This window comes from Mesorhizobium sp. SARCC-RB16n (assembly GCF_008520305.1).
Taxonomy (GTDB): Bacteria; Pseudomonadota; Alphaproteobacteria; order Rhizobiales; family Rhizobiaceae; genus Mesorhizobium.
Window position 1 is genome coordinate 68937 of record NZ_ML703260.1, and the last position, 23401, is coordinate 92337.

Here is a 23401-nt window from a genome sequence, read left to right on the forward strand (position 1 = left end):
CGTCAGCTTTGCATTCGATCAGGGCGGCAAGGTCGAGGGAGGCGGGATCGTAGTCGCTGGCCTCGGCGCCGGCCAGGTTTGTCAGCACAGCCAACGCGGGCAGGAAGCCGGTTGCAAGAGTAGCTAAGCGCTTGGGCACATCGCTCTCAATGATTCGCCCAGCCGCTCAACGGACATTTCTGAGAAACTGGAACCTGGAAGGCGCCGTCAACACCGCTGCAGTTGCGGAATTTGAGCGACCGCGGCGCCGGGGCTTGCGTAACCTTGGCGGGTTTTGGCTTGCCCTTGATGACCATCCAGATTTCGGTCGGTTGGTCGAGCTGCAGCCTGTTGATGTCGGAATAGCTGATCCGGCCGCTACGTATCCCATCGGCGAGGCGCTGGCAGAACAAAGCCGGCATGCGCTCCTGCGAGACGCCCATGAACGAAGCCATATCGTGCTTGAACGTAAGGTCCGATGTGCGGGCGGAGGCGATACATTCGTTCATATCCACCTTCGGGTCACGCTTGGCGCCCGCCTGTGAAGCCTGGCACACCGACAAGACGACGACCGCGCCAAGCAGAAGAGAAATGCTATTTTTCACTGTCAAAACCCCAAAACCCGCAAATGAACTTAAATGAAGCCGCCAAAAGGTCAAACCGACTACAGGCGGCTTCATTTTGTCTATATTAGCGGTATCCAATAGAAACCCGGCGTCTACGCCGGGTTTCTTGAACGTTGATTGGCAAAGCGTCAGGTCACTGTCTGGACATCAGCCCTTGCGGTTGCGCGCGGCCAATGTGCGCAGCCTCAGCGCATTGAGGCGGATGAAGCCGGCGGCGTCCTTCTGGTCGTAGGCGCCACGGTCGTCCTCGAAGGTGACCAGCGCGTCGGAATAGAGCGTCTTCTTCGACTTGCGGCCGGTGACCATCACATTGCCCTTGTAGAGCTTCAGCCGCACCGTGCCTTCGACGTCTTCCTGGCTCTTGTCGATCATCGCCTGCAGCATCAGGCGCTCGGGCGAGAACCAGAAGCCGTTGTAGATGAGCTCGGCATAGCGCGGCATGAACTCGTCCTTGAGGTGCGCGGCACCGCGGTCAAGCGTGATCGATTCGATGGCGCGATGCGCCACGATCAGGATGGCGCCGCCGGGCGTTTCATACACGCCCCGCGATTTCATGCCGACGAAACGATTCTCGACCAGGTCGAGCCGGCCGATGCCATTGTCGCGGCCGAGATCGTTGAGGGCGGCCAGCATGGTGGCCGGCGACAGCTTCTTGCCGTTGAGCGCGACCGGATCGCCCTTCAGGAACTCGATCTCGATCTCGGTGACGGCGTCCGGCGCGTCCATCGGCGACACGGTGCGCTGGTGGACGAATTCCGGCGGCTCCACCCATGGATCTTCCAGCACCTTGCCCTCGGAAGAGGAATGCAGGAGGTTGGCGTCGACCGAGAACGGTGCGTCGCCCTTCTTGTCCTTCGGCACCGGGATCTGGTGCTGTTCGGCGAAGTTCATCAGGTCGGTGCGCGACTTGAACGACCAGTCGCGCCACGGCGCGATCACCTTGATGTCGGGGTTGAGCGCGTAAGCCGAAAGCTCGAAACGCACTTGGTCGTTGCCCTTGCCCGTGGCGCCATGCGCGATTGCATCGGCGCCGGTTTCCCTCGCGATCTCGACCAGGTGCTTGGAGATCAGCGGCCGCGCGATCGAGGTGCCCAGCAGATAGGTGCCTTCGTAGACGGTGTTGGCGCGGAACATCGGGAAGACGAAGTCGGCGACGAATTCCTCGCGCACGTCGACAACGCGGATGTCCTTGATGCCCATCATCTCGGCCTTGCGGCGCGCCGGCTCCAGCTCACCACCCTGGCCGAGATCGGCGGTGAAGGTGACGACTTCGGCGCCGAGTTCGGTCTGCAGCCATTTCAGGATGATGGAGGTGTCGAGGCCGCCGGAATAGGCGAGCACGACCTTCTTGACGTCTTTGGTCTTGGACATTTCTGCTCCGTCGAAAAGCGGACGCTCGAGGCAAGGGCGTCATGGATTGTCGGAGCGCCTTTTAGCAGGAACGGCAAAGCGAGCAAGCACGCGCGGCCACTTCCACGCGAGATGCATCAACTGCCCCTGGCGTCGCGATAGCCGCTTGACAGTTAGCAATGTCGCAACTACGAAGTTGTAGACCTAACCAGACATTTGAAGAATGAACACGCCAAAACCCTCCCAATGGTTGCAAGTCTCGGACCTGCCGGGCCCCGATGCCCCGAGGCATCGGCTGGCCCATCCCGGCCGCTGGGTCAGCGGTGCGATCGGGCTTTTGATCCTGGCGCTGCTGGTGCGCGCTTTCGCGATGGGGCAGATCCGGTGGGATGTGGTCGGGCAGTTTCTTACCGCCCGCGTCATCATCGTCGGGTTTGGCTGGACGCTGTTGATCTCGGCCTGCGCGCTGGCCCTGGGCGTCGCGCTTGGATTGGGATTTGGCATCATGCGCACGGCGGCCAACCCGACACTGAGGTTTGCCGCCTGGCTTTATGTCTGGATCTTTCGCGGCACGCCGGTGCTCTTGCAACTGCTGATCTGGTTCAACATCGGACTGGTGTTCCCGCGTCTCTACATTCCGGGCCTGGTCGACGAGCGGATGGTTGACGTGGTGACCCCTTTTGTTGCCGCCGTATTGGGGCTTGGGGTCAATGAGGGATCCTACCTCACCGAGGTCGTGCGCGGGGGCATCGGGTCCGTGGATCGCGGTCAGATCGAGGCGGCCAACACGCTGGGCATGACCCCTGGCCAGACAATGTGGCGGATCGTGCTGCCACAGACCTTGCGGCTGATCCTGCCGGTCCTGGGCAACAGCGCCGTCGGCATGCTCAAGTTCTCTTCGCTCGCCGCGACCATTGCCATGGGCGAAATGCTGAACGCCGCGCAACGGATCTACTTCATCAACGGCGCGGTCATCGAGCTGCTTTTCGTCTGCTCGATCTGGTACCTGGCCGGGACCACGCTGCTGTCGATCGGTCAGTTCTATCTGGAACGTCATTTCGGCCAAAGTGCCGCCGGCGCAGGAAGCCGCCGGCAATGGTTCAAAACGCGGTCGCGACAGGCGATTGCTTCGGGTGAAGCATGAGTCTCGCGGTCAAGGCGGTCGGCATCCGCAAGCAGTTCGGCACCCATGAGGTGCTGAAGGGGCTCGACCTGGATGTCAGTTATGGAGAGGTGGTCTGCATCCTCGGCCCCTCCGGCAGCGGCAAAAGCACGTTCCTGCGCTGCATCAACCATCTTGAAGTCCCCGACGCCGGCTATGTCTGGATAGATGGCGCGATCGTGGGCTACGAACTGCGCACCGGCGTGCTGCACGAATTGCCAGTCGGCCGCCTGCGCGCCCAGCAACGCCAGCTCGGAATGGTCTTCCAGCACTTCAACCTCTTCGCCCACCGTACGGTGCTGGGCAACGTCATCGAAGGGCCCATGGTTGTGCGGGGCCTGCGCCGTGCCGAGGCAGAGGCACGCGCCATGGAGCTCCTGCATCAGGTCGGCATGGCTGACCGGGCATCGAGTTATCCCTCACAGCTTTCGGGCGGACAGAAGCAGCGCGTCGCCATTGCGCGCGCGCTGGCGATGGAGCCTCGCGTGATGCTGTTCGATGAACCGACCAGCGCGCTCGACCCCGAACTCGTAGGCGAGGTGCTGGAGGTGATGCGCGGTCTCGCCAAAGGCGGCACCACCATGATTGTCGTCACACACGAAATCGGCTTTGCCCGCGAGGTCGCCGACCGCGTCCTGGTGATGATCGACGGTGAAATTCGGGAGATGGGAAAACCCGAACACGTTCTGAGCAACCCCGGCGATCCGCGGGTCAGAACATTCCTCAGCCGCGTGCTGTCCTGAAACAGGGCGCGCAAACTTTCACAATGGGAGAAGAACTAAAATGACACGAACGTTATCGCTGGCTCAGCGCCTTGCCTCGGTTGCTCTTCTGGGCCTGGCTGTATGCAGCCCTGCCCGGGCTGCAACCGATGAAGCCGCGGCGGCCAAGCTGCCAGATGCCGTGCGCAGCGCCGGCAAGCTCAATGTCACCATCAGCCTTGCCTACCCGCCGATGGAATACAATGATGCCGGCTCGAGCGACCTCAAGGGTTTCGACATCGATCTGGCGACGGCCATCGCCGATCGGCTTGGCCTGAAGGCCGATTTCCAGAACGTCGAATTCCCGCAGCTCATCCCACAGGTCGTCACGGGGCGCTCGGACCTGATCATGACGGCATTCTCCGACAAGGTCGAACGCCAGACGCAGCTGGATTTCATCGACTACTTCAAGACCGGCAATGTTTTTTACACCGCCGTCGATCTGAAGGACTCGATCAAGACCGAGGCCGATTTGTGCGGCAAGACCATTGCGGTTGCAACCGGCACCAGCTGGGTTACCTGGGCCGAGGACCTGAGCAAGACCACTTGTGCGGCCGACAGCCAGATGAACGTCATCCAGATACCAACGCAAGCCGAACATATCATGCAGATCCGCCAGGGGCGTGCACAGGCCTCGATCATCGGGCTGGAAGGGTTGCTTGACCTGATGAAGCAGGAGCCCGGCAAGTTCTACCAGATCGGCGCAGTCGGCGAGATCAACCACTATGGCATTGCGCTTGCCAAGCCGAACACGCAGTTGCGCGACGCTATCCTTGCGGCACTCACCACCATGAAGGCAGATGGCACCTACGCCGGGATTCTGGACCGCTATGGCCTGAAAGAGGCCGGCGTCGAGGACTTCACGATAAACGGCACAAAAAAGTAGAGGAACCATGCCGCGACCTGATGCGCACGATCCGTCCGCCGCCGATCCTTCCGTCGTGACAGGCCGCCCTGAAGTCGACCTGTCACGACTGCGGCTCGACACATATTCGGGGGAACAGCTCTACCGTCAGCTGTATCGAATGTTGCGGGCCGCAATTCTGAGCGGGGATATTGCCGAAGGGGAAGCCATTCCTTCGGAAAACCAGCTGCGGGATCAGTTCGGCATAGCGCGAACCACGGTCCGCAACGCGATGTCGTTGCTGGTGTCGGAGGGGTTGGTGCGGCAGATCCGGGGCCGTGGAACGATCGTCTCCCACCGTCCGGTCAGCCACAGCATCTGGAACTTCGGCAGTTTCACGGAGCTCGCCCGCAGGCAAGGCCAGCGCCCGGTCACACGGATGCTGGAGCATCAGGTCAAGGACGGCGAATTGCATCTGGTCCGTGCGCGCGGGCTCGCCAATGGCGAGGCCGTCACCTGGCTGAACGTGGATATGTCGTGGTTGAGCCTTGAACTCTATCCCGGCATTGAAAGCTATGATTTCGCGGCGCAGTCGCTCTACGACGTACTGCGCCGCGACTATGGCAGGCATCCCATGCGCTCGGAGCTTCTGCTGACGGTCGTGCCGCCCTCGCAGCAGCTGAAGGAGGTCTTCGCCACGGCGCCGGAAGTGCCGGGCTACCTCTGCGCCAGCGGCGACGTCCTGGACGGCAACGACCGGTTGGTCGAACGCACTTCGATCGTCTACTCGCCCGCCGTCCAGATGAAATTCGCAACGCGCTGGGGACGCAACATGGCGCAACTCCCCTCGGAGCAAAGTGCAGGAGAACATATATGAGCCGCTTCGGCGAGACCTTCACGACCCCCAAGCCGATATTGGCGATGCTGCATCTTGCTGGCGAAGGGCATCAGGCCAAGCTTGCACAGGCCGAGGAAGAGGCACGCATTCTGATCGGCGAAGGTGTGGATGGACTGGTAATCGAAAACTACTTCGGCGACGCGGACGATGTCGAGCGTGCGCTTGACCGCATCTGCGGACTGGGCCTGGGTGGCAAGATCGGCGTCAACGTGCTGCGCGACGATGCAGCGGCCTTTGCACTGGCTGGCAGCTATCCCGTGGACTTCATTCAGATCGATTCGGTTGCGGGCCACCTGCCGCCGGAGGCCGATGCGCCCTTCGCCGAGGACCTGGCGGCGCACAGAGCCGCCGTTCCGGTGCTGGTGCTTGGCGGGGTGCGCTTCAAATACAAGCCCGTCCTTTCCGGCCGGCCGGAGGCGGTCGACGTCCAGATCGGCGCCGCCCGCTGCGACGCACTGGTTGTGACCTCCAACGCAACCGCCGAGCCAACGGAGCTCAGCAAGGTGGCGAGATTCCGTGCCGCGACGGGCGGAACAGTGCCTCTTCTGATCGGCGCCGGGATGACGGAAGCCAATGCCGCCGAACAATTGGCGGTTGCCGATGGCGCGATCGTGGGAAGCTGGCTGAAGCGCGATCACCGTGATACCGGCGCGATGGAAGCCGACCATGTCGTGCGCTTCATGCGGGCCGTGCGTTCGCTGCGGGCCGCGGCATGACCGGGCAGGACCATGTCGTCGCGCGCCCCGCGACCGCCGAGGCGTTCGCGCGGTTCGGCACCGTCTACGACCTGTTGGGCGGCAGCGACCAGAAGGTCGTCTGGACGCTTGGCAACGGCTGGCAGGACGGTTTCACCCACAGGCCGCTGATCGGCGGCAGCGGCCATCTCGGCATGACCAGCGGCGGGGCCGCTCCCTGGCATTGCACAGAGATGGAACGGCATCCCGGCACCGAGGAGGCCATCTTTTGCGCGGATGCGCCGATTGTGCTCGCCGTGGCTCCGGCTTCGGCAGCACCGGCGCCGCGCCGTGACGAGATCGAGGCCTTCGTGATTTCGCCCGGACAGGCGGTGGTGATGGATCGAGGCGTCTGGCACGATGCGTGCCGGGGCCTGACACGCCCGACACCCTATTTCTGGATGGCGATCTGCGGACTTGGCGCCAGTCCCTGGGTCCCGGTCGAAGGCGGGGCGCTTCTGGTCCGCGCAGACGCGAGCCACGGAATGCATGCATGACGGCCTTCTTCATCGGCGACGTGGCGCTCGACGAATATTACACCGCCGACCGCTGGCCGGGCCGCGCCGACAAGGGCATGGTCACCGAGATGCCGGCGGAAGCCGGCGGTTCGATCGCCAACGCCGCTGTCGTCCATGCTGCCCTGGGCGGTGCGACCGAGTTCATATCGCTGTTGAACGACAGCCCGCTGTCGAGGCGCCTGATCGCCGATCTGCGCGCCAATGATGTCGGCGTGGCGCATATGCTGACCGATCCGGCGATTCCAGAATCGCGCAACCTGATCTTCCTGGTCGAGGGCGAACACATCGTTCTGACTGTCGAAATGGGGCAGCAACCGATGTGGCTGTCCGCGGCGACATTGGCCGCGCTGCGCGCACCGGGCTTTCTCTATACGACGCTCTACCGCGCTCGCCGGCTGCATTGCCGGGTCGGCGGCGAGGTGTTTGCGCAGGCGAGACTGCTGGCGGATCTACGCGAGCATGGGCGCCGCATGATTTTCGACCTCGATGTCGGCGGCTGCGGCACGCAGGATCTGCCCTATCTGCTCGGGGCCGAAGTCGTCATCTTCAACCAGGTGGGCTTTCGCAATGCCTTTGGGCATGACGACCTGTCTCTCATCGGCGACTGGATGCGGGCTGCGGGAATCTCATGGGTTGTTCGCACCCTGGCAGCCGACGGAGCCGAGGCGAGCAATGGCGAGGCGATCCTTCGGACGCGGGGCTATCCGATCGACGTGATCGACGTAACCGGTGCCGGCGACACTTTCGGCGGAACCTTGACCTGGTGCCTGTCGCGCGGACAGGTCTTCGCGGAGGCACTCGATTTCGCCGTGGCGGCGGCCTCCCGCTCGGTCACGATCCATGGGCCGAGGGGCGGCAAGGCGAGCTTCGAAGAAGTGTGCCGATGGCGGGATGAGGCTCTCCGCGCCATCTGACTGGTTGCTGCGCCTGGAATGCCTTCTCATGGCCCTGATCTCAATGGCTTGATCCAGCAGGCCGCCCTTGCTGAAGCAGCGCTTGCAGGATCAACCGAGGGATCGCCACTGCGTCTGGCGCCGGCGCGGCGCGTCCTGTATAGGCCACGCGTTACCCGAGGCCTGCCATGTCCTTCATTCCCGACACCACCACGTTGATCCAGTTCGCGATCGCCACCGTCATCCTGGCGATCACGCCAGGCCCTGATATGACGCTGTTCGTGTCGCGCACGCTGAGCCAGGGACGGGCCACCGGCTTTGCCTCGATGGCCGGTGCGCTGTGCGGCACGCTGATCCACACCACGCTGGTGGTGGTCGGCGTCTCGGCGCTGATCGTCGCCTCGCCGATGGCCTTCTTCGTGCTGAAGATCTTTGGCGCCGGCTATCTCGTCTTCCTGGCCTGGCAGGCGATCACCAAGGGCTCGGCCTTCTCGCCGGAAAAGAAGACGGGTCCGCAGATTTCGCTGCTGCGCAGCTGGGCGGCGGGGCTCGGCGTCAACCTGCTCAACCCGAAGATCATCCTGTTCTTCATGACCTTCCTGCCGCAATTCGTCTCCGCGCACGATCCGAACGCGCCCGGGAAGCTGTTCTTCCTCGGCTCCATGTTCATCGTGCTGTCGATCCCTGTGACGGTACCGATGGTGCTGGCGGCGGAAAAATTCTCGGCGGCGATGAAGGCCAGCCCGCGTGTGACGCGGGTGGTCGACTATCTCTTCGCCGGCGTGTTCTCGGCCTTCGCGCTCAAGATCCTGTCGGCCCAGGCGAAGTAGGAGCTTTCTCGTCCTTCCACCAGCTTCCTGCCCAGCGGCCGGCGCTGAGCCAGTAGAAGATGCCGCCGACCATGCCACCACCGAGCACCGCCATGAGGGTGCTGGTCTCCGTGACCGCGAAAGCGGAATCGCGGACATTGTCGACGAGGCCGAGGAAGACCCCTGCCACCACCGCGCCCGCCAGCGCGTAGAACAGCCAATCGCGCCGGCCGAGGATTTCGGCAATCAGAATGACGACCGCCGCCGGCATGAAGCCGAAATAGGCGACGAACAGGGCGACGAAAGGAATTGAGAAATAGAGCGATGCCGTCGCCGCCGGATGCGCTTGCACCGGCGCGTAGCCGAGCGAGGCCAGGAACAGGACGTTGAGGAAGGCGCTCGCCGCCAGCGAGGCGACGGCGTAGCCGAACAGGATGATGGCGAAGCGCACGATATAGGCGACGAGACGGTTCATCGGGGATCACGGCCCGCGCGATGACCGGAGCTGCGTCCAGCCAGAAGCCAGTAGACCCAGCCGGCGGCAATGCCGGCCGCGGCCAGAAACCCGAGGAAGCCCGGATTGAAAACGAAGCCTCCGGCCGAGCCGGGCACAAAAACACCGAAGGAGATCGACGTGATCGCACCCGTGACGGCGAAGTAGAACCATCCTCGCAACGCAAACCGTTCGGCGAGGAAGATCGCGGGGCCGACGATCAGCAGCGCGCAGATCGCCACGGTCAACACGGCGAGCGGGAAGGAGGTCAGCCAGTCGAATGTGAAAATGATCGACCAGTTGCCGTCCTCGATCCCGGCCAGGAGGACGATCAGCAGCACCGGCACCAGGATCGAGGTCAGCACGGCGGCGACGTAGCCTACGGCGATCACGGTGAAGCGCTTCGAGCAGGCGACGAGACGGCTCACGCCTCGCCGTGCCCCGCGATCATCATGGCTTCCAGCGCCAGCCGGTCGACCTTGCGCATGCGTTCCGATTCCGACTTCAGCTGGCCGCAGGCGGCCAGGATGTCGCGGCCGCGCGGCGTGCGAATCGGCGAGGCATAGCCGGCATTGTTGATGTAGTCGGCGAACTTCTCGATCGTCTCCCAGTCGGAGCATTGGTAGTTGGTGCCCGGCCACGGATTGAACGGGATCAGGTTGATCTTGGCCGGAATGCCCTTGAGCAGCTTGATCAATCCCTTGGCGTCCTCGATGGAATCGTTGACGTCCTTCAGCATCACATATTCGAAGGTGATGCGCTTGGCATTCGACAGGCCGGGGTAGGCGCGGCAGGCGGCGATCAGTTCCTTCAGCGGATACTTCTTGTTGATCGGCACCAGGAGGTCGCGCAGATCGTCATTGGTCGCATGCAGCGAGATCGCCAGCATGACGCCGATCTCCTCGCCGGTGCGGAAAATCTCCGGCACGACGCCGGAGGTCGACAGCGTGATGCGGCGCTTCGACAGGGACAGGCCGTCGCCGTCGGAGGCGATCAGCAGCGCCTTCTTCACCGCCTCGAAATTGTAGAGCGGCTCGCCCATGCCCATCATGACGATGTTGGAGACTTTTCGGCCCTCGGCCGGCACGATGGCGCCGTCAGGCGTGTCGCGGTCGGGGAAGTCGCCGAGCCGGTCGCGCGCGGTGAGCAACTGCGCCAGGATCTCTTCCGCCGTCAGGTTGCGCACCAGCTTCTGTGTGCCGGTGTGGCAGAACGAGCAGGTCAGCGTGCAGCCGACCTGCGAAGAGATGCAGAGCGTGCCGCGGCCTTCCTCGGGGATATAGACGGTTTCGATCTCGACCGGCCGGCCGGCGCCGCGCGGCGGAAAGCGGAACAGCCACTTTCGCGTCCCGTCGGCGGAAATCTGCTCCTCGACGATCTCGGGCCGGGCGACGGTGAAATGTTTGTCGAGTTCGGCGCGCAGATCCTTGGAGATGTTGAACATGCCGGCGAAGTCGGAAACGCCGCGCACATACATCCAGTGCCACAACTGCTGGGCGCGCATCTTTGCCTGGCGCTCCGGCACAATGCCTGAAGCGACGAGAGCCTCGCCGAGTTCGGCCCGTGTCAGGCCGATCAGCGAGGGCTTTTCTGTCTGCGCGGTGCGAGCGCGCAAGGCGTCACGGGCGCCTTCGGCGGTAAGGTCGAGTGAAAGGGTCATGGTTGCACTGATATAAGCGGGTTACGGCCGATTTCATCCATCGTGCCTGATCTCAAGCGGGGCGCATAGCACAGCTTGGCGGCAGAGTCATGCCGCGGGCGATCGGGCGGCCTGTCCCGCCGCCTGGCCGCGGTGTTCCTGGCGCGAGATCGATCACATGTTCGTGTCGGCGTAACGGCTGGCGAGCCATCCGCGAACCCTGAATGGGGCGACTGTGCCCCTGCACAATGGGAGTATGCGGAATGAACTCGATCAAGCTCACCGTCATTGCCGGCCTAGCCGCTATTTGCGCCTCGCAGGCATTTGCCGAGGACACAATGGGCACCATGACCATGATGAAAGGTGGCCAAGTGACGGCGATCATGCCCGACGGGCACATGGGCACCATGATGCCGGATGCGAAGATGGGCGCCGACATGATGAAGATGGCCAAGCCGATCAAGCACTGCATGATGATGATGACCGACGCCAAGGGCAAAGCCTATATGATCGACACGTCGACCAAGAAGGCCCAGGCCGAATGTGAAAAAATGGCCATGTGACGATCTCGCCAGCGCCATCCCGCCGGCCTGAAGGCCGGCGGAATGGGCAGCTTTCACTTCGATTGAACGAGCCTTGTGCGCTTTCTGGACCACGCCCGCGAGCCGACGGCCGAACACCGCGGCTTTTTGATCCCCGTCCGATCATCAGACTCTTACTTGATCGGCGTCATGTCTGTGTTACGGCTGGGTTTTCCCAACGAGGGCAGACATGGCCGGCCAATCGCGAAAATACCCCTTCCTGCGGCGCTCGCGCGCCATGTGGGGCTCGCGGCGCGTCTGGCAACCGCGTCTGGTGTTCTGGGCGGGCGCGATTTCGATCGGCTTGATCAGCGTGTTGTTTGCCGTGCTGGCCGACAAGGCACAGGCGCTGTTCCATGTCATGATCGGCAATGATGGCGGCTGGCGCTTCTATCTGCCGCTTATCGTCACGCCGGCCGGCTTCGTGCTGTGCGCCTGGCTGGCCTACGCCTTCTTTCCGGGCTCGCAAGGCAGCGGTATTCCGCAGGCGATAGCCGCCCGGCACCTGCGCGACGACGACGACCGCAGCCATATCCTGTCGCTGCGGCTCGTGGTCGGCAAGATCGTGCTCACCATCGTCGGCCTGTTCTGCGGCGCATCCATCGGCCGCGAGGGTCCGACCGTGCAGGTCGGCGCCTCGCTGATGCTGCAGGCGGCACGCTGGGGCGGCATGGCGCAGGCGCGCGGCCTGATCCTAGCGGGATCGGCCGCGGGCATCGCCGCCGCCTTCAACACGCCGCTTGCCGGCATCGTCTTTGCCATCGAGGAGATGGGCCGCACCTACGAAGCGCGCACCAATGGGCTGGTGCTAACGGCGGTGATCCTGGCCGGCCTCGCCTCGCTCGGGCTGGTCGGCAACTACACCTATTTCGGCGTGTCCAGGGACACGATCTCGTTCGCCGCCGACTGGCCGCTGGTAATCGCCTGCGGTGTCATCGGCGGCGGCTTTGGCGCACTGTTCTCGTTGCTGGCGCTGAAGGCGACGCGGCGCATCCGCCGCTGGCACGCGCTGCAGCCGCTGTGGCGCGCCCTGCTGGTGGCGGCGGTCTGCGGGCTGGCGGTAGCGGTGATCGGCATCGTCTCGGGCGGGCTGACCTTCGGCACCGGCTACGCGCAGGCACGCAGCGCGGTCGAAGGCGCGCCGCTGCCCTGGTTCTTCTTCGCCGAGAAATTCGCAGCCGGGCTGCTGTCGATGATTTCAGGAATACCCGGCGGCATCTTCGCGCCCTCGCTGGCGGTGGGAGCGGGCATCGGCAGTTCGCTCGGCCTGGTGTTCGGCAGCAGCGCCGGCGTCGCGGCGCTGCTCGGCATGGCCGGCTATTTTGCCGGCGTCGTGCAGGCGCCGATGACGGCCTTCGTCATCATCCTCGAAATGACCGGCAATCACGACAATGTCATCGGCCTGATGCTGGCCTCGATGCTGGGCTACGGCACGGCCCGCCTGATCTCGCACGAGCCGCTCTATCACGCGCTGTCGCGGGTCTTCATCGCCGAGGCGATCCGGCGGCGGCGGGCCACGCTTGAGATCTGAAGGTTTTTCTCTCGTCGCAATTCGGGCGGAAACCACTTCGCATTTTTCCGGAATTGCGTAGGGTCCGAAGTCGTAACCGGCAAGAGACAGCGGCCGCAATGCAGACAGCAGCGAAGGCAAGAGATAGGATTCCCATGACGGAAAGAACCACCATGGCCGAGTCGCTACCGACAACCGCCGTCGTCCGCGTCTCGCGTGCCAGCTACGAGCCGAGCCGGTTCGCCGAGGTCGACGCCGCGAGCAAGAAGACCTCGGAGTACATCATCCCGGCCATCAGACGGTTGCCCGGGCTCCTTCATTTCTATGCGGGCGTCTCGCCCAAGGGCTCGATCGTGCAAGTCAGCGTTTGGGACACCGAAGAACATGCGTCACAGCTGGACCGGCTGAAGGAGATGGTCGTCGACGGCCGCAGGGACATGGAGGCGGTCGGCGTGACGTTCACCCCGATTTTCAACTACCCGATCGACTGGACGTGGACCGTCTGACCGGGAGCTGAACTCCTACTCGATAGGAGATAGCGGCCGTAATGCGGATGCAGCGGGAAGGAACAGACCAGGCTTGGTCTGCTTCGCCTATTTGCATTTGGCGATCGAGGAGAGCGCCGCCGAAATGCCCTTCAGCGAGAAGACATAGTTCGTGGGATTGCCGCGGCCCGACTTTGCCGACACCTTCATGTCGGTGCCGGTCTTCATTGCGGCGATCAGCACCGGCTCCTCGGCGGCGTTCTCGACCCAGGCCGATTTGCCGCGGGTGAACATCGAGAAGGTCTTCTTGTCGATGGTGACGGTGGCCTTGGAGCCTTCCTGGAAATTGTAGCCGGCGATGAACTGCGGCTCATAGGATACCTGCTGGCCGGGGCGCTGGCTGACGAAGAAGAACATGTCGCCATGGTCGAGCGTTGGCGGCTGCTTGTCAGTCGGCACGGTCAGCACGTAGCAGACCTTGCCGCCCGACGCCTGGTAGCTGTAGGTGCCCCAGGCATTGTGCTGGCCGATCTTGGTCGCCTGCTGCGCCAGCGCCGGCGCTGCCGAGGCCGCCAGGAGCAGGCTCGAAACTAGTGCTATCAATCCGCGCATCGTTTTTCCCGTATTCCAAATGGTGCGGAGGCGGGCCGCGTGGCGTCCTGCCGTCGCTTCATTTTGATTTAATCTGGGTTACCAAACGGTGAATTTCCCAAGAGAAAAGGCCTTTCACCCAAGGAAACCACCGCCATTTCCGCGCCGCCGCCTTGTCAGCGGCCGGCACGGTGTCCCTTTGGCGACTTGGAGGCCACGAAAACGGCAAGAATTTGACTGTTGACCCGTCGCTGGACGCCCCTGTCCGGAGGCCAGGCCGACGCGGCGGGATTCGGCCAGCGGGACTTCAGCCCTTGTCCGCGATGGCGTCCTTGGCGGCCTGCCGGTGCGCCGGCGTGATATGGGCGCTGACGGCGGTGATCGCGGCGGTCAGCACGGCGATGTCGTCGGTGAAGCCCAACCCGAAGATGAAGTCGGGGATGAGGTCGACCGGCAGGACGAAGTAGCCGAGCGCGGCCACCAATATGCCCTTGGCGCGCAGCGGCGTGTTCTTGTCCATGGCGCAATAATAGGCGGCGACGACGTCTTCCATGAACGGAATCTGCCGCGCGGCCTTCTTGGCCGTGCGCCAGAATTTTTCGCGCACTTCGCCCTCGCCGCCCAGTCTGTCGCCAAAGCCGAAGAAGTCAAAACCGGATTCCTGCACCATCAATCTCTCCTTGCGGGTCCCACGCGCATACCGGCGCATGCCCGCCGATCAAAATGTGGTGAAAGCCGAACCCGGCTGCAAGATGCGGGCGCCGATTTGGCGGGTCCGCGCCCGCCGCGCCATGGTCGGCCGGTGTTCAGCCGCCGAAATAGCGGTTCATCTTCTTGGCCAGGTCGATATCGAGCGCCGTGACGCCGCCGGCGTCATGCGTGTTCAAGGTCACGTCGACCGTCTTGTAGACATTCGACCAGTCGGGATGATGGTCCATCTTCTCGGCGGCCAGCGCCACGCGGGTCATGAAAGCGAAGGCTTCGGAGAAATTGTTGAAGGTGAAGGTGCGGGCGATCGAGGCGCCGTCCTTCGCCAGCGCCCAGCCGTCAAGTCCGGTCAGCGCTGCTTCGGCGGCGTCCCTGCCCAGTTTCTCTCTCGTCATGTCCGCTTCCCGTGCTATTGCGCTCAAGTCGCCACCATAGCGCCGGATCGATGATCGCGAAGCCCATAAATTCCATTCTTTTCGTCTGCCTCGGCAACATCTGCCGGTCGCCGTTGGCGGAAGGCGTGCTTCGCGGCGTGCTGGCGGAGCGTGGATACGGGGCGGATATCTTGCTCGATTCGGCCGCCACCAGCGGCTGGGAGGTCGGCTCCGCCCCGGATCCACGCTCGATCGCGGTCGCGGTGAGCCACGGCATCGACATCTCGCGGCAGCGGGCGCGCAAGATCATGCCGGAGGATTTTCAGCGCTTCGATCTTCGGCATGGACCGGTCCAACGTCGCCGACCTGAAGGCGCTGGCGCCGGCGGCGGTGCGCGATCGCATCCACCTGTTCCTGGAATTCGCCGAGGGAAAGCCGCGCGATGTGCCGGATCCCTATTACGACGACCAGGAGGCGTTCGCTTCGATCTACCGCATGATCCGCGAAGCGTCGGAGGCGCTGGCGACACGGCTGGCGGCGCGCGTATCGACGCCGGACAGCGGCCAGGCTTCCTCGACGATATAGGGCCCGCCGCCGACCGAATCGCGCGACGACATCAGCACGAAGCGGCCGATGCGGAACGGCAGCGTCGAGAAATTGCCGCGGGCCGACAGATATTGGGCGACGTCGAGCGGGCTCGAATTGCGCAGGCGCGCCAGCGTCACATGCGGCATGAATCTGCGCGGATCGGCGGGGATGCCGAGCCGTTGGCAAATGCGCTCGATCTCGGCCTGGAGGGCCGCCAGGTCGGGCGAGGGGGAAGCGCCCGCCCACACCGCATGCGGCTTCTTCTGGCCGAAAGCGCCGACACCCGACAGCGTCAGCGAGAAGGAGGGGCGGTGGACCCGGTCGAGCGCGTTGGCGATCTCGTCGGCGACATGGCCCTGGACATCGCCGATGAAGCGCAGCGTCAGATGGTAGTTTTCGACATCGATCCAGCGGGCGCCGGGCAGGCCGCCCCGGAGCAGGGACAGCGAAAGGGCGGCATCACGCGGAATTTCGAGGGCGGTGAAAAGACGCGGCATGAAGAGCCTCCCTTCCTCGAATCGAACTGTCACCTATAGCGAATCATCGATAGTCAAATGGAGCAAGAGGTTTATTGGTCACAGGCTTTGCTAAAAGTTTCCCTAACGGAAAGCGGCTTTGTCGGATCTCATGAGCCTCCCGGCACCGCCGCGATGGCTTTTTCGATCGTCGGCAGGATGCGCTGGACCATCAGGTCGACCCCTTTGGCGTTCGGATGCAAGCCGTCCTCGAGCTGCAAACTGGGCTGGCCGGCGACGCCGTCGAGAAAGAACGGGTACAGCGTAACGCCGTATTTCGCGGCGAGTTCCGGAAAGACGGCGTCGAAGGCGTTCTGGTAGTCGGCGCCGAGATTGGGCGCGGCGCGCATGCCGGCCAGGAGCACGGCGATCTTGCGCTCCCTGAGCTTGCCCAGCATGGCGTCAAGGTTCTTCCGCGTGATGTCGGGCGAAACGCCGCGCAGCATATCGTTGGCGCCGAGTTCGAGGATCACAAGCTGCGTTCCGTCCGGCACCGACCAGTCGAGCCGCGCCAGGCCGCCGCTGGATGTGTCGCCGGAGACGCCGGCATTGGCGACGGTGACGTCATGGCCCCTGGCGCGAAGGGCGGCCTGCAACTTGTCGGTGAAGCCCTCGCCCGGGCCAAGGCCGAACCCTGCCATCAGGCTGTCACCGAAGCCGACGATCTTGAATGGCTCGGCGCGCGCCGACGAAATGGCGCCGCAAATGGCGAGGAAAACGATCAGGCCTGCGGCTATCTGGCGTTTGAAAGACATGCGGCGGGCCCCATATGACAGATAATCGTTCCGGCGACGGCTTCCGGCAACAGAGCCCTCACGTTCCCATATAGGACACTTTGATTTTGACAGAAGCCGTCATCGCGCTGAAAGACGTATCCCTGACCCTCGGCGAAGGGGCTTCGTCGGTCCATGTGCTGAAGGCAGTCAGCCTCGAAGTGGTGCGCGGCGAGGCGACGGGTATCGTCGGCCCTTCGGGGTCCGGCAAGTCGACATTGCTGATGGTGCTGGCAGGGCTGGAGCGGGTCGATTCCGGTACGGTACGGATCGCCGGCGAACTTCTCAACGGCAAAAGCGAGGACCAGATCGCTTCGTTTCGTGGCCGAAACATTGGCATCGTGTTCCAATCCTTCCACCTCATCCCCAACATGACGGCGCTCGAAAATGTCGCGGTGCCGCTGGAACTGGCCGGCCACGCCGATCCGTTCTCGGTGGCGGAGCGGGAGCTGGCGGCGGTCGGCCTCAGCGATCGCGTCACCCACTACCCCGGCGAACTCTCCGGTGGCGAGCAGCAGCGCGTGGCGATCGCCCGGGCGCTGGCACCGTCGCCACGCATCCTGATCGCCGACGAGCCGACCGGCAATCTCGACCAGGTGACGGGGCGGCAGGTCGCCGACCTGCTGTTCGCCAAGGCTGCCGAACGCGGCATGACGCTGGTGCTGGTCACCCATGACCCGGCGCTCGCTGCGCGCTGCTCGCGCCAGGTGTCGATGCGCTCCGGCCGGATCGAAGCGCCGGCGCCGATCAAGGTCACCGCCTGATGCCGCTGGCGCGGACATTGAAGCTCGCCATCCGCTTCTCGCTGCGCGAGATGCGCGGCGGCCTGTCCGGCTTCCTCATCTTCCTCGCCTGCATCGCGCTCGGCGTGGCCGCCATCGGCGGCGTAAATTCGGTGGCCCGCTCCATCACCGCCGGTGTCGCCGACCAGGGCCAGACGCTACTCGGCGGCGATCTTCGCTTCCAGATCAACCAGCGCGACGCCAGCCAGGCCGAACTTGGCTTTCTCGACGGGCTGGGCATCGTTTCGCGTACCGCCGGCATGCGCTCGATGGCGCGCCTGGCCGACGGATCCGACCAGGCCCTGGTCGAGGCCAAGGCGGTCGATGAGGCCTATCCGCTTTATGGCGCGCTGGAAACCGACCCGGCGCTGTCGAAGCAGGAACTGTTCGGCAGGCAGTTCGGCGTTTTCGGCGCCGCGGCACCCGACCTTCTGTTCGAACGGCTGCATCTCAAGATCGGCGACCGGCTGAAGCTCGGCACCGCCATCTTCGAACTGCGCGCCAGGCTGGTGACCGAGCCCGACGCGGTCTCCGACGGGTTCGGCTTCGCGCCAAGGCTGATGATCTCGACCGAGGCCCTGGCCGCCACCGGGCTGGTCCAGCCGGGCAGCCTGGTCGAGAACGCCTACAAGGTCCGGCTGCCCGCCGGAGCCGACGAGGCGCGGCTCAAAGCCATCCAGGACCAGGCGGCCAGGGATTTTCCGGAGGCCGGCTGGTCGATCCGGACGCGCAGCAACGCCGCACCGGCGCTGTCATCCAACATCGAACGCTTTTCGCAGTTCCTGACGCTGGTCGGGCTCACCGCGCTGGTGGTCGGCGGCGTCGGCGTCGCCAACGCGGTGCGTGCCTATCTCGACGGCAAGCGCGGCGTCATCGCCACCTTCAAGAGCCTGGGGGCATCCGGCGGCTTCGTCTTTGCCGTCTATCTCGTGCAGATCCTGATCATTGCCCTGCTCGGCATCGGCGCCGGCCTGGTACTGGGCGCGCTGATGCCCTTTGTCGCAAGTGCCGCCCTGCAGTCCGTCATTCCGGTGCCCGCGCAAGGCGGCTTCTATCCCGGCGCGCTCGCCATGGCGGCCCTGTTCGGCCTGCTGGTGACGCTCGCCTTCGCGCTGCTGCCGCTCGGCCGCGCCCGTGACGTGCCGGCAACCGCGCTGTTCCGGGAGATGGGGCTGGAAGGCCGGGGCCTGCCGCGCCCGGTCTATGTCGTTTGCGCGCTTGGGATCGCGCTTTTCCTGGCGGCGCTGGCGATCTTTTTTTCGGGCGACCAGCGCATCGCCTCGATCTTCGTCGGCGCCACGATTTTTGCCTTCCTGGTGCTGCGTCTCGTCGGTGGACTGGTGCAATGGGCAGCCAGAAAAAGCCCGCGCGTGCGCTTTGTCGCGCTCAGGCTCGCCATCGGCAACATCCACCGGCCCGGCGCGCTGACGCCGTCGGTGGTGCTGTCGCTGGGGCTTGGACTGACACTCCTGGTGACACTGGCGCTGATCGACGGGAATCTCAGGCGTCAGATCTCCGGCAACCTGCCGGAGCGGGCGCCGAACTTTTTCTTCGTCGACATCCAGGGCAGCGAAGTCGACGCGTTCTCCTCGCTGATCGCAAAGGAGGCGCCGCAGGGAACGCTGGCCAAGGTGCCAATGTTGCGTGGCCGGGTGATGGCGCTCAACGGTGTCGATGTCGACAAGGTCAAGGTACCGGCCGAGGGCGCCTGGGTGCTGAAGGGAGATCGCGGCCTGACCTATGACACTAGGCAGCCGGAAAACGCGACGCTGACCGAGGGCAGCTGGTGGCCGGACGATTATACCGGCGAGCCGCTGGTTTCGTTTTCCGACAAGGAAGGCAAGGAAATCGGGCTGAAGCTCGGCGACACCATCACCGTCAATGTGCTCGGCCGCAATGTCACTGCCCGGATCGCCAATTTCCGCCAGGTCGAATGGGAGACGATGGGCATCAATTTCGTCATGGTGTTCTCGCCCAACACATTCGCGGGCGCCCCGCATGGCTGGATAGCGACGCTCACCGAAAAGAACGCTTCGACAGCCGACGACGCTCGTGTCCTCAACGCCGTCACCCGCGCTTTCCCCGCCGTGACGACGGTGCGGGTCAAGGACGCGCTCGACATCGTCAACCGGCTGGTCGGCCAACTCGGCACGGCGATCCGGGCGGCGGCCGGCGTGGCGCTGATCGCCTCGGTTCTGGTGCTTGCCGGCGCGCTTGCCGCCGGCAACCGGGCGCGCATCCATGACGCGGTGGTGCTGAAGACGCTGGGCGGGACGCGCACGACGCTGATCGCCGCCTTCTCGCTGGAATACATGCTGATCGGGCTCGCCACCGCGATCTTCGCGCTCGCCGCCGGCAGCGCTGCCGCGTGGTTCGTCGTCGCGCGCGTCATGGCCTTGCCGTCGCATTTCATGCCGGAGGTGGCGGTCGCCACGATTGCCTTTTCGCTGGTGATCACGGTCGGCATCGGCCTTGCCGGCACCTGGCGGGTGCTCGGCCACAAGGCCGCACCCGTGCTGCGAAACCTCTGATTCGCCGGCTGGCGAAGCCTGCCTCGGGTTAAATCTTGGTAAGAATGCCGTCCAAAACGGCCGGCGAAGCGGTATTTTGGCCTGTCACGAACCGTTACACCCGGTTACGGTCTTGTTCTCGACGCGAATAACCATCATATTTCGGCACAGGCATGCTGGAGCCCCGCCAGCGGCGCCTGGGTCCGCAAGAGGCCCGACACCGGACGGGGCAGAAGCAACAGAGGATTTCCAATGGCTGATCCCATTCGCAATTATCAGACGTCGGCGGTGCCCGGCGTCCGCGCCGACATCGACCAGGGTCTGCGCGCGTATATGATCAAGGTCTACAATCTGATGGGGCTTGGCCTGCTCATCACTGGCCTTGCCGCCATCGGCACGATCATGCTGGCCACCACCACCGACCCGGCCTCGGCCGTCGCGACGCTGCCAAGCGGCGAGATGCTGACCTCGTTCGGCTATGCGATCTTCGGTTCGCCGCTGCGCTGGGTTGTCATACTGGCGCCGCTGGCCGCCGTGTTCTTCCTGTCGTTCAGGATCCAGTCGATGAGCGTCGCCGCCGCGCAGACGACCTTCTGGGTCTATGCCGGCCTGGTCGGCCTGTCGCTGTCGTCGATCTTCCTGGTCTACACCACGGCAAGCATCTCGCAGACCTTCTTCGCCACCGCCGCGGCCTTCGGCGCGCTGTCGCTGTTCGGCTACACCACCAAGCGCGACCTGACGGCGATGGGGTCGTTCCTGATCATGGGCGTGTTCGGCATCATTATCGCCATGGTGATCAACATCTTCCTGCAGTCGTCGGCGCTGTCCTTCGCCGTCTCGGCGATCGGCGTGCTGGTGTTCGCCGGCCTCACCGCCTATGACACGCAGAAGATCAAGGAGATGTATTTCGATGGCGACGCCTCCGACGTCGCCGGCCGCAAGGCGATCATGGGCGCGCTGAGGCTCTACCTCGACTTCATCAACCTGTTCATGTTCCTGCTCCAGTTCATGGGCGACCGCCGCTAAGCGGCATTGGACCATCAACTTTCACAAGGGCGGCCCAACGGCCGCCCTTTTCTTTTGTGCGGGCCTCTGCTGTTGTTGGGGCATATAAGAGGTTTGCATAGAGAATGAGCAGTATCGTGATCAGGCCGGCAACCCCGGCCGACCTCGACGCCATCACGGAAATCTATGCCGACGCAGTCACCAACGGCACGGCGAGCTATGAGCTGGAGCCGCCCAGCCGCACCGAGATGGGTACGCGATTCGCCACGCTCGCGGCCGGCGGCTTTCCCTATCTGGTGGCGGAGAAGGACGGCGCCGTGCTCGGCTATGCCTATGCCGGCACCTTCCGGCCACGCCCGGCCTATCGCTTCATCGTCGAGGATTCGGTCTATGTCGCGCCCGATGCCAAGGGCCAGGGCGTCGGCCTCGAGTTGATGCGGAGCCTGGTCGCGGCGGTCGAGGTGGCGGGCTTTCGCCAGATCGTCGCGGTGATCGGCGACGGCCACGCCGACAGCGCCTCGGTCAGGCTGCACGAGAAGCTCGGCTTCCGCCATTCCGGCTGCCTCGAAGGCTCCGGCTACAAGCACGGGCGCTGGCTGGACACGGTGTTCATGCAGCTATCGCTGAATGGCGGGGCATCGGTCCTACCCGATCCGGACTCGTTGCCGGAGCGAAAGTTTCAGCAGCAAAAATAACAGCTTAAACCTGAACCAGCTTCAGCTTGCTGTCGAAGATGCCGAGCACGCGGCCAAGCTCCTGGCCTCGTTTGAGGATGCGCCCGCCCGCCGCGATGACGGCGAAGGCGCCCTGTTTGCGCGCCAGTTTCGGATCCTTGACGATCTGGAACAGCGGCACTTCGCTGGCACGGCGGAAGACGGAAAAGACAGCACGGTCGGTGAGATGATCGATGGCGTAGTCGCGCCATTCATTGGCGGCGACCATGCGTCCGTAGAGCCTCAGGATCTGGTCCAGTTCGCGCCGGTCGAAGCGGACCGGCTGGTCGAGGCGTTCACGTCGCGCCTCGTGTAGCGGGATCAATATTGCGGATGCGTCTCCATCCCCCATCCCGCCGCCGTCATCAGTCATGCCTCGATCCTTCAAAATGAATCTTTGCCAACCAAAGTTGGCCTCTTCGCACCGCAATTGCAAGAGCCGGCGAGGCGAAGCCGGCGGTGGCGGTTTCCGTGGCGTCCAGTCACGTTTGTAAAACGCATGTTGGAATTGGTGATGCTCCGCCACATTTCTGCCTTTTTTTATCCGCGCTCATGCCCCAATGTCCGACGAATTTACCGGCGTTGCCTGAGACGGTTCGGTCCGGCACCGACTCGTAAACCCCAAGCCCCCCGCCCACGGGTCTGCGTCGGATCGAACCAACCTCGGCCTTTTCCTCGGAAAAGCCAGGTGCGACGATCCCAAAAACCTAAATGACCGGCGTCAGAAGCAAGCTGACGTCGGTTTTTTCGTTTTGGACCTTTTTTACCCCCCGGCGTAGCGACCCGAAGCGGCCAGCCCCGACATCGCTACTCAATTCTGTCGACCGTGCTTGCCATTTGCCGTCTCACTTAATAGGGTGTTAAGTGAAACGGAGACGGCAATGCCACGAGCATCGGACTCCACGGCAAAGAAGTTGAATGCTGAGGCGGCCGCGCCAGAGACCGGCGGTGTCGGCCCTCGCATCAAGGCGTTGCGCACGGCGCGACGCGTCTCGCTGCGCCAGCTCGCCGACATGACGGGGACGACGGCGAGCTTCATCAGCCAGCTCGAACGCAATCTGTGCGGCGCCAATACCGGCACGCTGCTCAAGATCGCCGCCGCTCTCGATCTCGGCATCAACGATCTGTTCGAGGATAATGCCCGCCCCCTGCACAAGGTGCTGAAGCGCGAGGAGCGGCCGGTCGTTCCTGTCGGCATCCATGGCCGCAAGATGCTTTTGTCGCGGCGGCCGATCCACCAGTTCGAGGTCTATGCCGGCCATTTCGAAGTGGGTGGCTCGACCGGCGACGACGCCTATGTCCATGGTGGCGAGCACGAAATGTTCATGGTGCTCAAAGGCACCGTCGAACTGACCCTGGCCGACGAGCGCCACGTGATGCGCGAAGGCGACAGCGTCGAATACGCGACCTCGGTGCCGCACCGCACGGTCAATGTCGGCGACACGCCGGCGGAAGTGGTCTGGATCATCGCCCCGCCGACTTCGGGCGCACATGAGCTCGATCAATACAGGCCTGGAAACCGCTCGCATCCGGGTGAATGACAACAAATGCGAGTTCTGC

At 63.9% G+C, this 23401-nt stretch carries 27 protein-coding genes and 1 pseudogene; 17 read left to right on the forward strand and 11 right to left on the reverse strand.

The window, feature by feature from the left end; all coding sequences use genetic code 11:
* Window positions 1–146: 146 nt before the first annotated feature.
* The gene (locus C7I87_RS07185; RefSeq protein ID WP_246696223.1) at window positions 147–659 is read right to left on the reverse strand and encodes a hypothetical protein; all 513 of its coding nucleotides are present in this window, start codon (window positions 657–659) and stop codon (window positions 147–149) included.
* A gap of 93 nt (window positions 660–752) precedes the next feature.
* Window positions 753–1976 (reverse strand): argininosuccinate synthase, encoded by a 1224-nt coding sequence (locus C7I87_RS07190; RefSeq protein WP_149903543.1) that lies wholly within the window; start codon window positions 1974–1976, stop codon window positions 753–755.
* A gap of 316 nt (window positions 1977–2292) precedes the next feature.
* Between C7I87_RS07190 and C7I87_RS07195 the strand changes: the two genes are divergently transcribed.
* The 8 genes from C7I87_RS07195 (at window position 2293) to C7I87_RS07230 (ending at window position 8595) form a co-directional block, all read left to right on the forward strand.
* The gene (locus C7I87_RS07195; RefSeq protein ID WP_246696224.1) at window positions 2293–3099 is read left to right on the forward strand and encodes an amino acid ABC transporter permease; all 807 of its coding nucleotides are present in this window, start codon (window positions 2293–2295) and stop codon (window positions 3097–3099) included.
* Entirely contained in the window at window positions 3096–3860 is a 765-nt protein-coding gene (locus tag C7I87_RS07200; protein WP_149903545.1) for an amino acid ABC transporter ATP-binding protein, read from the forward strand. Before C7I87_RS07195 ends, C7I87_RS07200 begins: the two co-directional genes overlap by 4 nt.
* A 40-nt stretch (window positions 3861–3900) precedes the next feature.
* Window positions 3901–4764: an ABC transporter substrate-binding protein gene (locus C7I87_RS07205; RefSeq protein ID WP_149903546.1), complete on the forward strand. Its 864-nt coding sequence runs from the start codon at window positions 3901–3903 to the stop codon at window positions 4762–4764.
* A gap of 7 nt (window positions 4765–4771) precedes the next feature.
* Window positions 4772–5599 (forward strand): GntR family transcriptional regulator, encoded by an 828-nt coding sequence (locus C7I87_RS07210; protein WP_149903547.1) that lies wholly within the window; start codon window positions 4772–4774, stop codon window positions 5597–5599.
* The gene (locus tag C7I87_RS07215; protein ID WP_149903548.1) at window positions 5596–6336 is read left to right on the forward strand and encodes a BtpA/SgcQ family protein; all 741 of its coding nucleotides are present in this window, start codon (window positions 5596–5598) and stop codon (window positions 6334–6336) included. Before C7I87_RS07210 ends, C7I87_RS07215 begins: the two co-directional genes overlap by 4 nt.
* Window positions 6333–6851 carry an ureidoglycolate lyase gene (locus tag C7I87_RS07220; RefSeq protein WP_149903549.1) on the forward strand — a complete coding sequence of 173 codons (519 nt, stop codon included), beginning with the start codon at window positions 6333–6335 and terminating at the stop codon, window positions 6849–6851. The genes C7I87_RS07215 and C7I87_RS07220 overlap by 4 nt, the downstream gene beginning before the upstream one ends.
* Complete coding sequence (locus tag C7I87_RS07225) at window positions 6848–7786, forward strand: carbohydrate kinase family protein (protein ID WP_149903550.1); 939 nt, start codon at window positions 6848–6850, stop codon at window positions 7784–7786. The genes C7I87_RS07220 and C7I87_RS07225 overlap by 4 nt, the downstream gene beginning before the upstream one ends.
* 167 nt (window positions 7787–7953) lie before the next feature.
* A complete protein-coding gene (locus C7I87_RS07230; RefSeq protein WP_149903551.1) occupies window positions 7954–8595 on the forward strand; it encodes a LysE family translocator in 642 nt (213 codons plus the stop codon).
* On the opposite strand, the gene C7I87_RS07235 is transcribed toward C7I87_RS07230, so the two are convergent.
* The 3 genes from C7I87_RS07235 to rlmN are packed head-to-tail and all read right to left on the reverse strand — an operon-like array spanning window position 8567 to window position 10727.
* The gene (locus C7I87_RS07235; protein WP_149903552.1) at window positions 8567–9049 is read right to left on the reverse strand and encodes a hypothetical protein; all 483 of its coding nucleotides are present in this window, start codon (window positions 9047–9049) and stop codon (window positions 8567–8569) included. The two genes, C7I87_RS07230 and C7I87_RS07235, sit on opposite strands and share 29 nt — an antisense overlap.
* A complete protein-coding gene (locus C7I87_RS07240) occupies window positions 9046–9459 on the reverse strand; it encodes a hypothetical protein (RefSeq protein WP_246696225.1) in 414 nt (137 codons plus the stop codon). The genes C7I87_RS07235 and C7I87_RS07240 overlap by 4 nt, the downstream gene beginning before the upstream one ends.
* Before the next feature lie 32 nt (window positions 9460–9491).
* Entirely contained in the window at window positions 9492–10727 is a 1236-nt protein-coding gene (gene rlmN / locus C7I87_RS07245) for a dual-specificity RNA methyltransferase RlmN (RefSeq protein ID WP_149903554.1), read from the reverse strand.
* Window positions 10728–10969: 242 nt separating this feature from the next.
* Between rlmN and C7I87_RS07250 the strand changes: the two genes are divergently transcribed.
* The 3 genes from C7I87_RS07250 (at window position 10970) to C7I87_RS07260 (ending at window position 13303) form a co-directional block, all read left to right on the forward strand.
* Window positions 10970–11269 carry a hypothetical protein gene (locus C7I87_RS07250; protein ID WP_149903555.1) on the forward strand — a complete coding sequence of 100 codons (300 nt, stop codon included), beginning with the start codon at window positions 10970–10972 and terminating at the stop codon, window positions 11267–11269.
* A gap of 208 nt (window positions 11270–11477) precedes the next feature.
* A complete protein-coding gene (locus C7I87_RS07255) occupies window positions 11478–12818 on the forward strand; it encodes a chloride channel protein (protein ID WP_149903556.1) in 1341 nt (446 codons plus the stop codon).
* A 134-nt stretch (window positions 12819–12952) separates the two neighbouring features.
* Complete coding sequence (locus C7I87_RS07260) at window positions 12953–13303, forward strand: hypothetical protein (RefSeq protein WP_149903557.1); 351 nt, start codon at window positions 12953–12955, stop codon at window positions 13301–13303.
* Between the two features lie 87 nt (window positions 13304–13390).
* On the opposite strand, the gene C7I87_RS07265 is transcribed toward C7I87_RS07260, so the two are convergent.
* The 3 genes from C7I87_RS07265 to C7I87_RS07275 form a co-directional block, all read right to left on the reverse strand.
* The gene (locus C7I87_RS07265) at window positions 13391–13894 is read right to left on the reverse strand and encodes an invasion associated locus B family protein (protein ID WP_149903558.1); all 504 of its coding nucleotides are present in this window, start codon (window positions 13892–13894) and stop codon (window positions 13391–13393) included.
* A gap of 286 nt (window positions 13895–14180) precedes the next feature.
* Window positions 14181–14543: a YkvA family protein gene (locus C7I87_RS07270; RefSeq protein WP_149903559.1), complete on the reverse strand. Its 363-nt coding sequence runs from the start codon at window positions 14541–14543 to the stop codon at window positions 14181–14183.
* A gap of 136 nt (window positions 14544–14679) precedes the next feature.
* Window positions 14680–14976, reverse strand: coding sequence for a 4a-hydroxytetrahydrobiopterin dehydratase (locus tag C7I87_RS07275; RefSeq protein WP_149903560.1), 297 nt, complete (start codon window positions 14974–14976; stop codon window positions 14680–14682).
* A 50-nt stretch (window positions 14977–15026) separates the two neighbouring features.
* On the opposite strand from C7I87_RS07275, the pseudogene C7I87_RS07280 reads away from it, so the two are divergent.
* A pseudogene (locus C7I87_RS07280) lies at window positions 15027–15540 on the forward strand (low molecular weight protein-tyrosine-phosphatase).
* Here C7I87_RS07280 and thpR read toward each other — a convergent pair.
* The gene (gene thpR / locus C7I87_RS07285; protein ID WP_149903561.1) at window positions 15444–16040 is read right to left on the reverse strand and encodes an RNA 2',3'-cyclic phosphodiesterase; all 597 of its coding nucleotides are present in this window, start codon (window positions 16038–16040) and stop codon (window positions 15444–15446) included. The pseudogene C7I87_RS07280 and the gene thpR overlap by 97 nt on opposite strands.
* A 128-nt stretch (window positions 16041–16168) precedes the next feature.
* A complete protein-coding gene (locus C7I87_RS07290; RefSeq protein ID WP_149903562.1) occupies window positions 16169–16813 on the reverse strand; it encodes an arylesterase in 645 nt (214 codons plus the stop codon).
* 86 nt (window positions 16814–16899) lie between these two features.
* Here C7I87_RS07290 and C7I87_RS07295 point away from each other — a divergent pair, with 86 nt between their 5' ends.
* From C7I87_RS07295 to C7I87_RS07310, 4 genes are all read left to right on the forward strand, one after another.
* Window positions 16900–17595, forward strand: coding sequence for an ABC transporter ATP-binding protein (locus C7I87_RS07295; RefSeq protein ID WP_149903563.1), 696 nt, complete (start codon window positions 16900–16902; stop codon window positions 17593–17595).
* Window positions 17595–20144, forward strand: coding sequence for an ABC transporter permease (locus tag C7I87_RS07300; protein ID WP_149903564.1), 2550 nt, complete (start codon window positions 17595–17597; stop codon window positions 20142–20144). The genes C7I87_RS07295 and C7I87_RS07300 overlap by 1 nt, the downstream gene beginning before the upstream one ends.
* Before the next feature lie 231 nt (window positions 20145–20375).
* Window positions 20376–21149 (forward strand): Bax inhibitor-1/YccA family protein, encoded by a 774-nt coding sequence (locus C7I87_RS07305; protein WP_149903565.1) that lies wholly within the window; start codon window positions 20376–20378, stop codon window positions 21147–21149.
* Window positions 21150–21253: 104 nt separating this feature from the next.
* The gene (locus C7I87_RS07310; protein WP_149903566.1) at window positions 21254–21823 is read left to right on the forward strand and encodes a GNAT family N-acetyltransferase; all 570 of its coding nucleotides are present in this window, start codon (window positions 21254–21256) and stop codon (window positions 21821–21823) included.
* A 4-nt stretch (window positions 21824–21827) separates the two neighbouring features.
* Here C7I87_RS07310 and C7I87_RS07315 read toward each other — a convergent pair whose 3' ends face one another.
* Window positions 21828–22214, reverse strand: a complete 387-nt coding sequence (locus C7I87_RS07315) for a DUF2794 domain-containing protein (protein WP_149903567.1) — start codon at window positions 22212–22214, stop codon at window positions 21828–21830.
* Window positions 22215–22722: 508 nt separating this feature from the next.
* On the opposite strand from C7I87_RS07315, the gene C7I87_RS07320 reads away from it, so the two are divergent.
* Entirely contained in the window at window positions 22723–23382 is a 660-nt protein-coding gene (locus C7I87_RS07320; RefSeq protein ID WP_149903568.1) for a helix-turn-helix domain-containing protein, read from the forward strand.
* The last annotated feature ends 19 nt before the right edge of the window (window positions 23383–23401 follow it).

What these genes read in the sequence shown, in the direction of transcription:
- C7I87_RS07185 (WP_246696223.1), bottom strand. Translation starts at nt 659, where the DNA reads ATGAAGCCGCCTGTAGTCGGTTTGACCTTTTGGCGGCTTCATTTAAGT.
- C7I87_RS07190 (WP_149903543.1), bottom strand. Translation starts at nt 1,976, where the DNA reads ATGTCCAAGACCAAAGACGTCAAGAAGGTCGTGCTCGCCTATTCCGGC.
- C7I87_RS07200 (WP_149903545.1), top strand. Translation starts at nt 3,096, where the DNA reads ATGAGTCTCGCGGTCAAGGCGGTCGGCATCCGCAAGCAGTTCGGCACC.
- C7I87_RS07205 (WP_149903546.1), top strand. Translation starts at nt 3,901, where the DNA reads ATGACACGAACGTTATCGCTGGCTCAGCGCCTTGCCTCGGTTGCTCTT.
- C7I87_RS07210 (WP_149903547.1), top strand. Translation starts at nt 4,772, where the DNA reads ATGCCGCGACCTGATGCGCACGATCCGTCCGCCGCCGATCCTTCCGTC.
- C7I87_RS07215 (WP_149903548.1), top strand. Translation starts at nt 5,596, where the DNA reads ATGAGCCGCTTCGGCGAGACCTTCACGACCCCCAAGCCGATATTGGCG.
- C7I87_RS07220 (WP_149903549.1), top strand. Translation starts at nt 6,333, where the DNA reads ATGACCGGGCAGGACCATGTCGTCGCGCGCCCCGCGACCGCCGAGGCG.
- C7I87_RS07225 (WP_149903550.1), top strand. Translation starts at nt 6,848, where the DNA reads ATGACGGCCTTCTTCATCGGCGACGTGGCGCTCGACGAATATTACACC.
- C7I87_RS07230 (WP_149903551.1), top strand. Translation starts at nt 7,954, where the DNA reads ATGTCCTTCATTCCCGACACCACCACGTTGATCCAGTTCGCGATCGCC.
- C7I87_RS07235 (WP_149903552.1), bottom strand. Translation starts at nt 9,049, where the DNA reads ATGAACCGTCTCGTCGCCTATATCGTGCGCTTCGCCATCATCCTGTTC.
- rlmN (WP_149903554.1), bottom strand. Translation starts at nt 10,727, where the DNA reads ATGACCCTTTCACTCGACCTTACCGCCGAAGGCGCCCGTGACGCCTTG.
- C7I87_RS07250 (WP_149903555.1), top strand. Translation starts at nt 10,970, where the DNA reads ATGAACTCGATCAAGCTCACCGTCATTGCCGGCCTAGCCGCTATTTGC.
- C7I87_RS07255 (WP_149903556.1), top strand. Translation starts at nt 11,478, where the DNA reads ATGGCCGGCCAATCGCGAAAATACCCCTTCCTGCGGCGCTCGCGCGCC.
- C7I87_RS07260 (WP_149903557.1), top strand. Translation starts at nt 12,953, where the DNA reads ATGACGGAAAGAACCACCATGGCCGAGTCGCTACCGACAACCGCCGTC.
- C7I87_RS07265 (WP_149903558.1), bottom strand. Translation starts at nt 13,894, where the DNA reads ATGCGCGGATTGATAGCACTAGTTTCGAGCCTGCTCCTGGCGGCCTCG.
- C7I87_RS07270 (WP_149903559.1), bottom strand. Translation starts at nt 14,543, where the DNA reads ATGGTGCAGGAATCCGGTTTTGACTTCTTCGGCTTTGGCGACAGACTG.
- C7I87_RS07275 (WP_149903560.1), bottom strand. Translation starts at nt 14,976, where the DNA reads ATGACGAGAGAGAAACTGGGCAGGGACGCCGCCGAAGCAGCGCTGACC.
- thpR (WP_149903561.1), bottom strand. Translation starts at nt 16,040, where the DNA reads ATGCCGCGTCTTTTCACCGCCCTCGAAATTCCGCGTGATGCCGCCCTT.
- C7I87_RS07290 (WP_149903562.1), bottom strand. Translation starts at nt 16,813, where the DNA reads ATGTCTTTCAAACGCCAGATAGCCGCAGGCCTGATCGTTTTCCTCGCC.
- C7I87_RS07300 (WP_149903564.1), top strand. Translation starts at nt 17,595, where the DNA reads ATGCCGCTGGCGCGGACATTGAAGCTCGCCATCCGCTTCTCGCTGCGC.
- C7I87_RS07305 (WP_149903565.1), top strand. Translation starts at nt 20,376, where the DNA reads ATGGCTGATCCCATTCGCAATTATCAGACGTCGGCGGTGCCCGGCGTC.
- C7I87_RS07310 (WP_149903566.1), top strand. Translation starts at nt 21,254, where the DNA reads ATGAGCAGTATCGTGATCAGGCCGGCAACCCCGGCCGACCTCGACGCC.
- C7I87_RS07315 (WP_149903567.1), bottom strand. Translation starts at nt 22,214, where the DNA reads ATGACTGATGACGGCGGCGGGATGGGGGATGGAGACGCATCCGCAATA.
- C7I87_RS07320 (WP_149903568.1), top strand. Translation starts at nt 22,723, where the DNA reads ATGCCACGAGCATCGGACTCCACGGCAAAGAAGTTGAATGCTGAGGCG.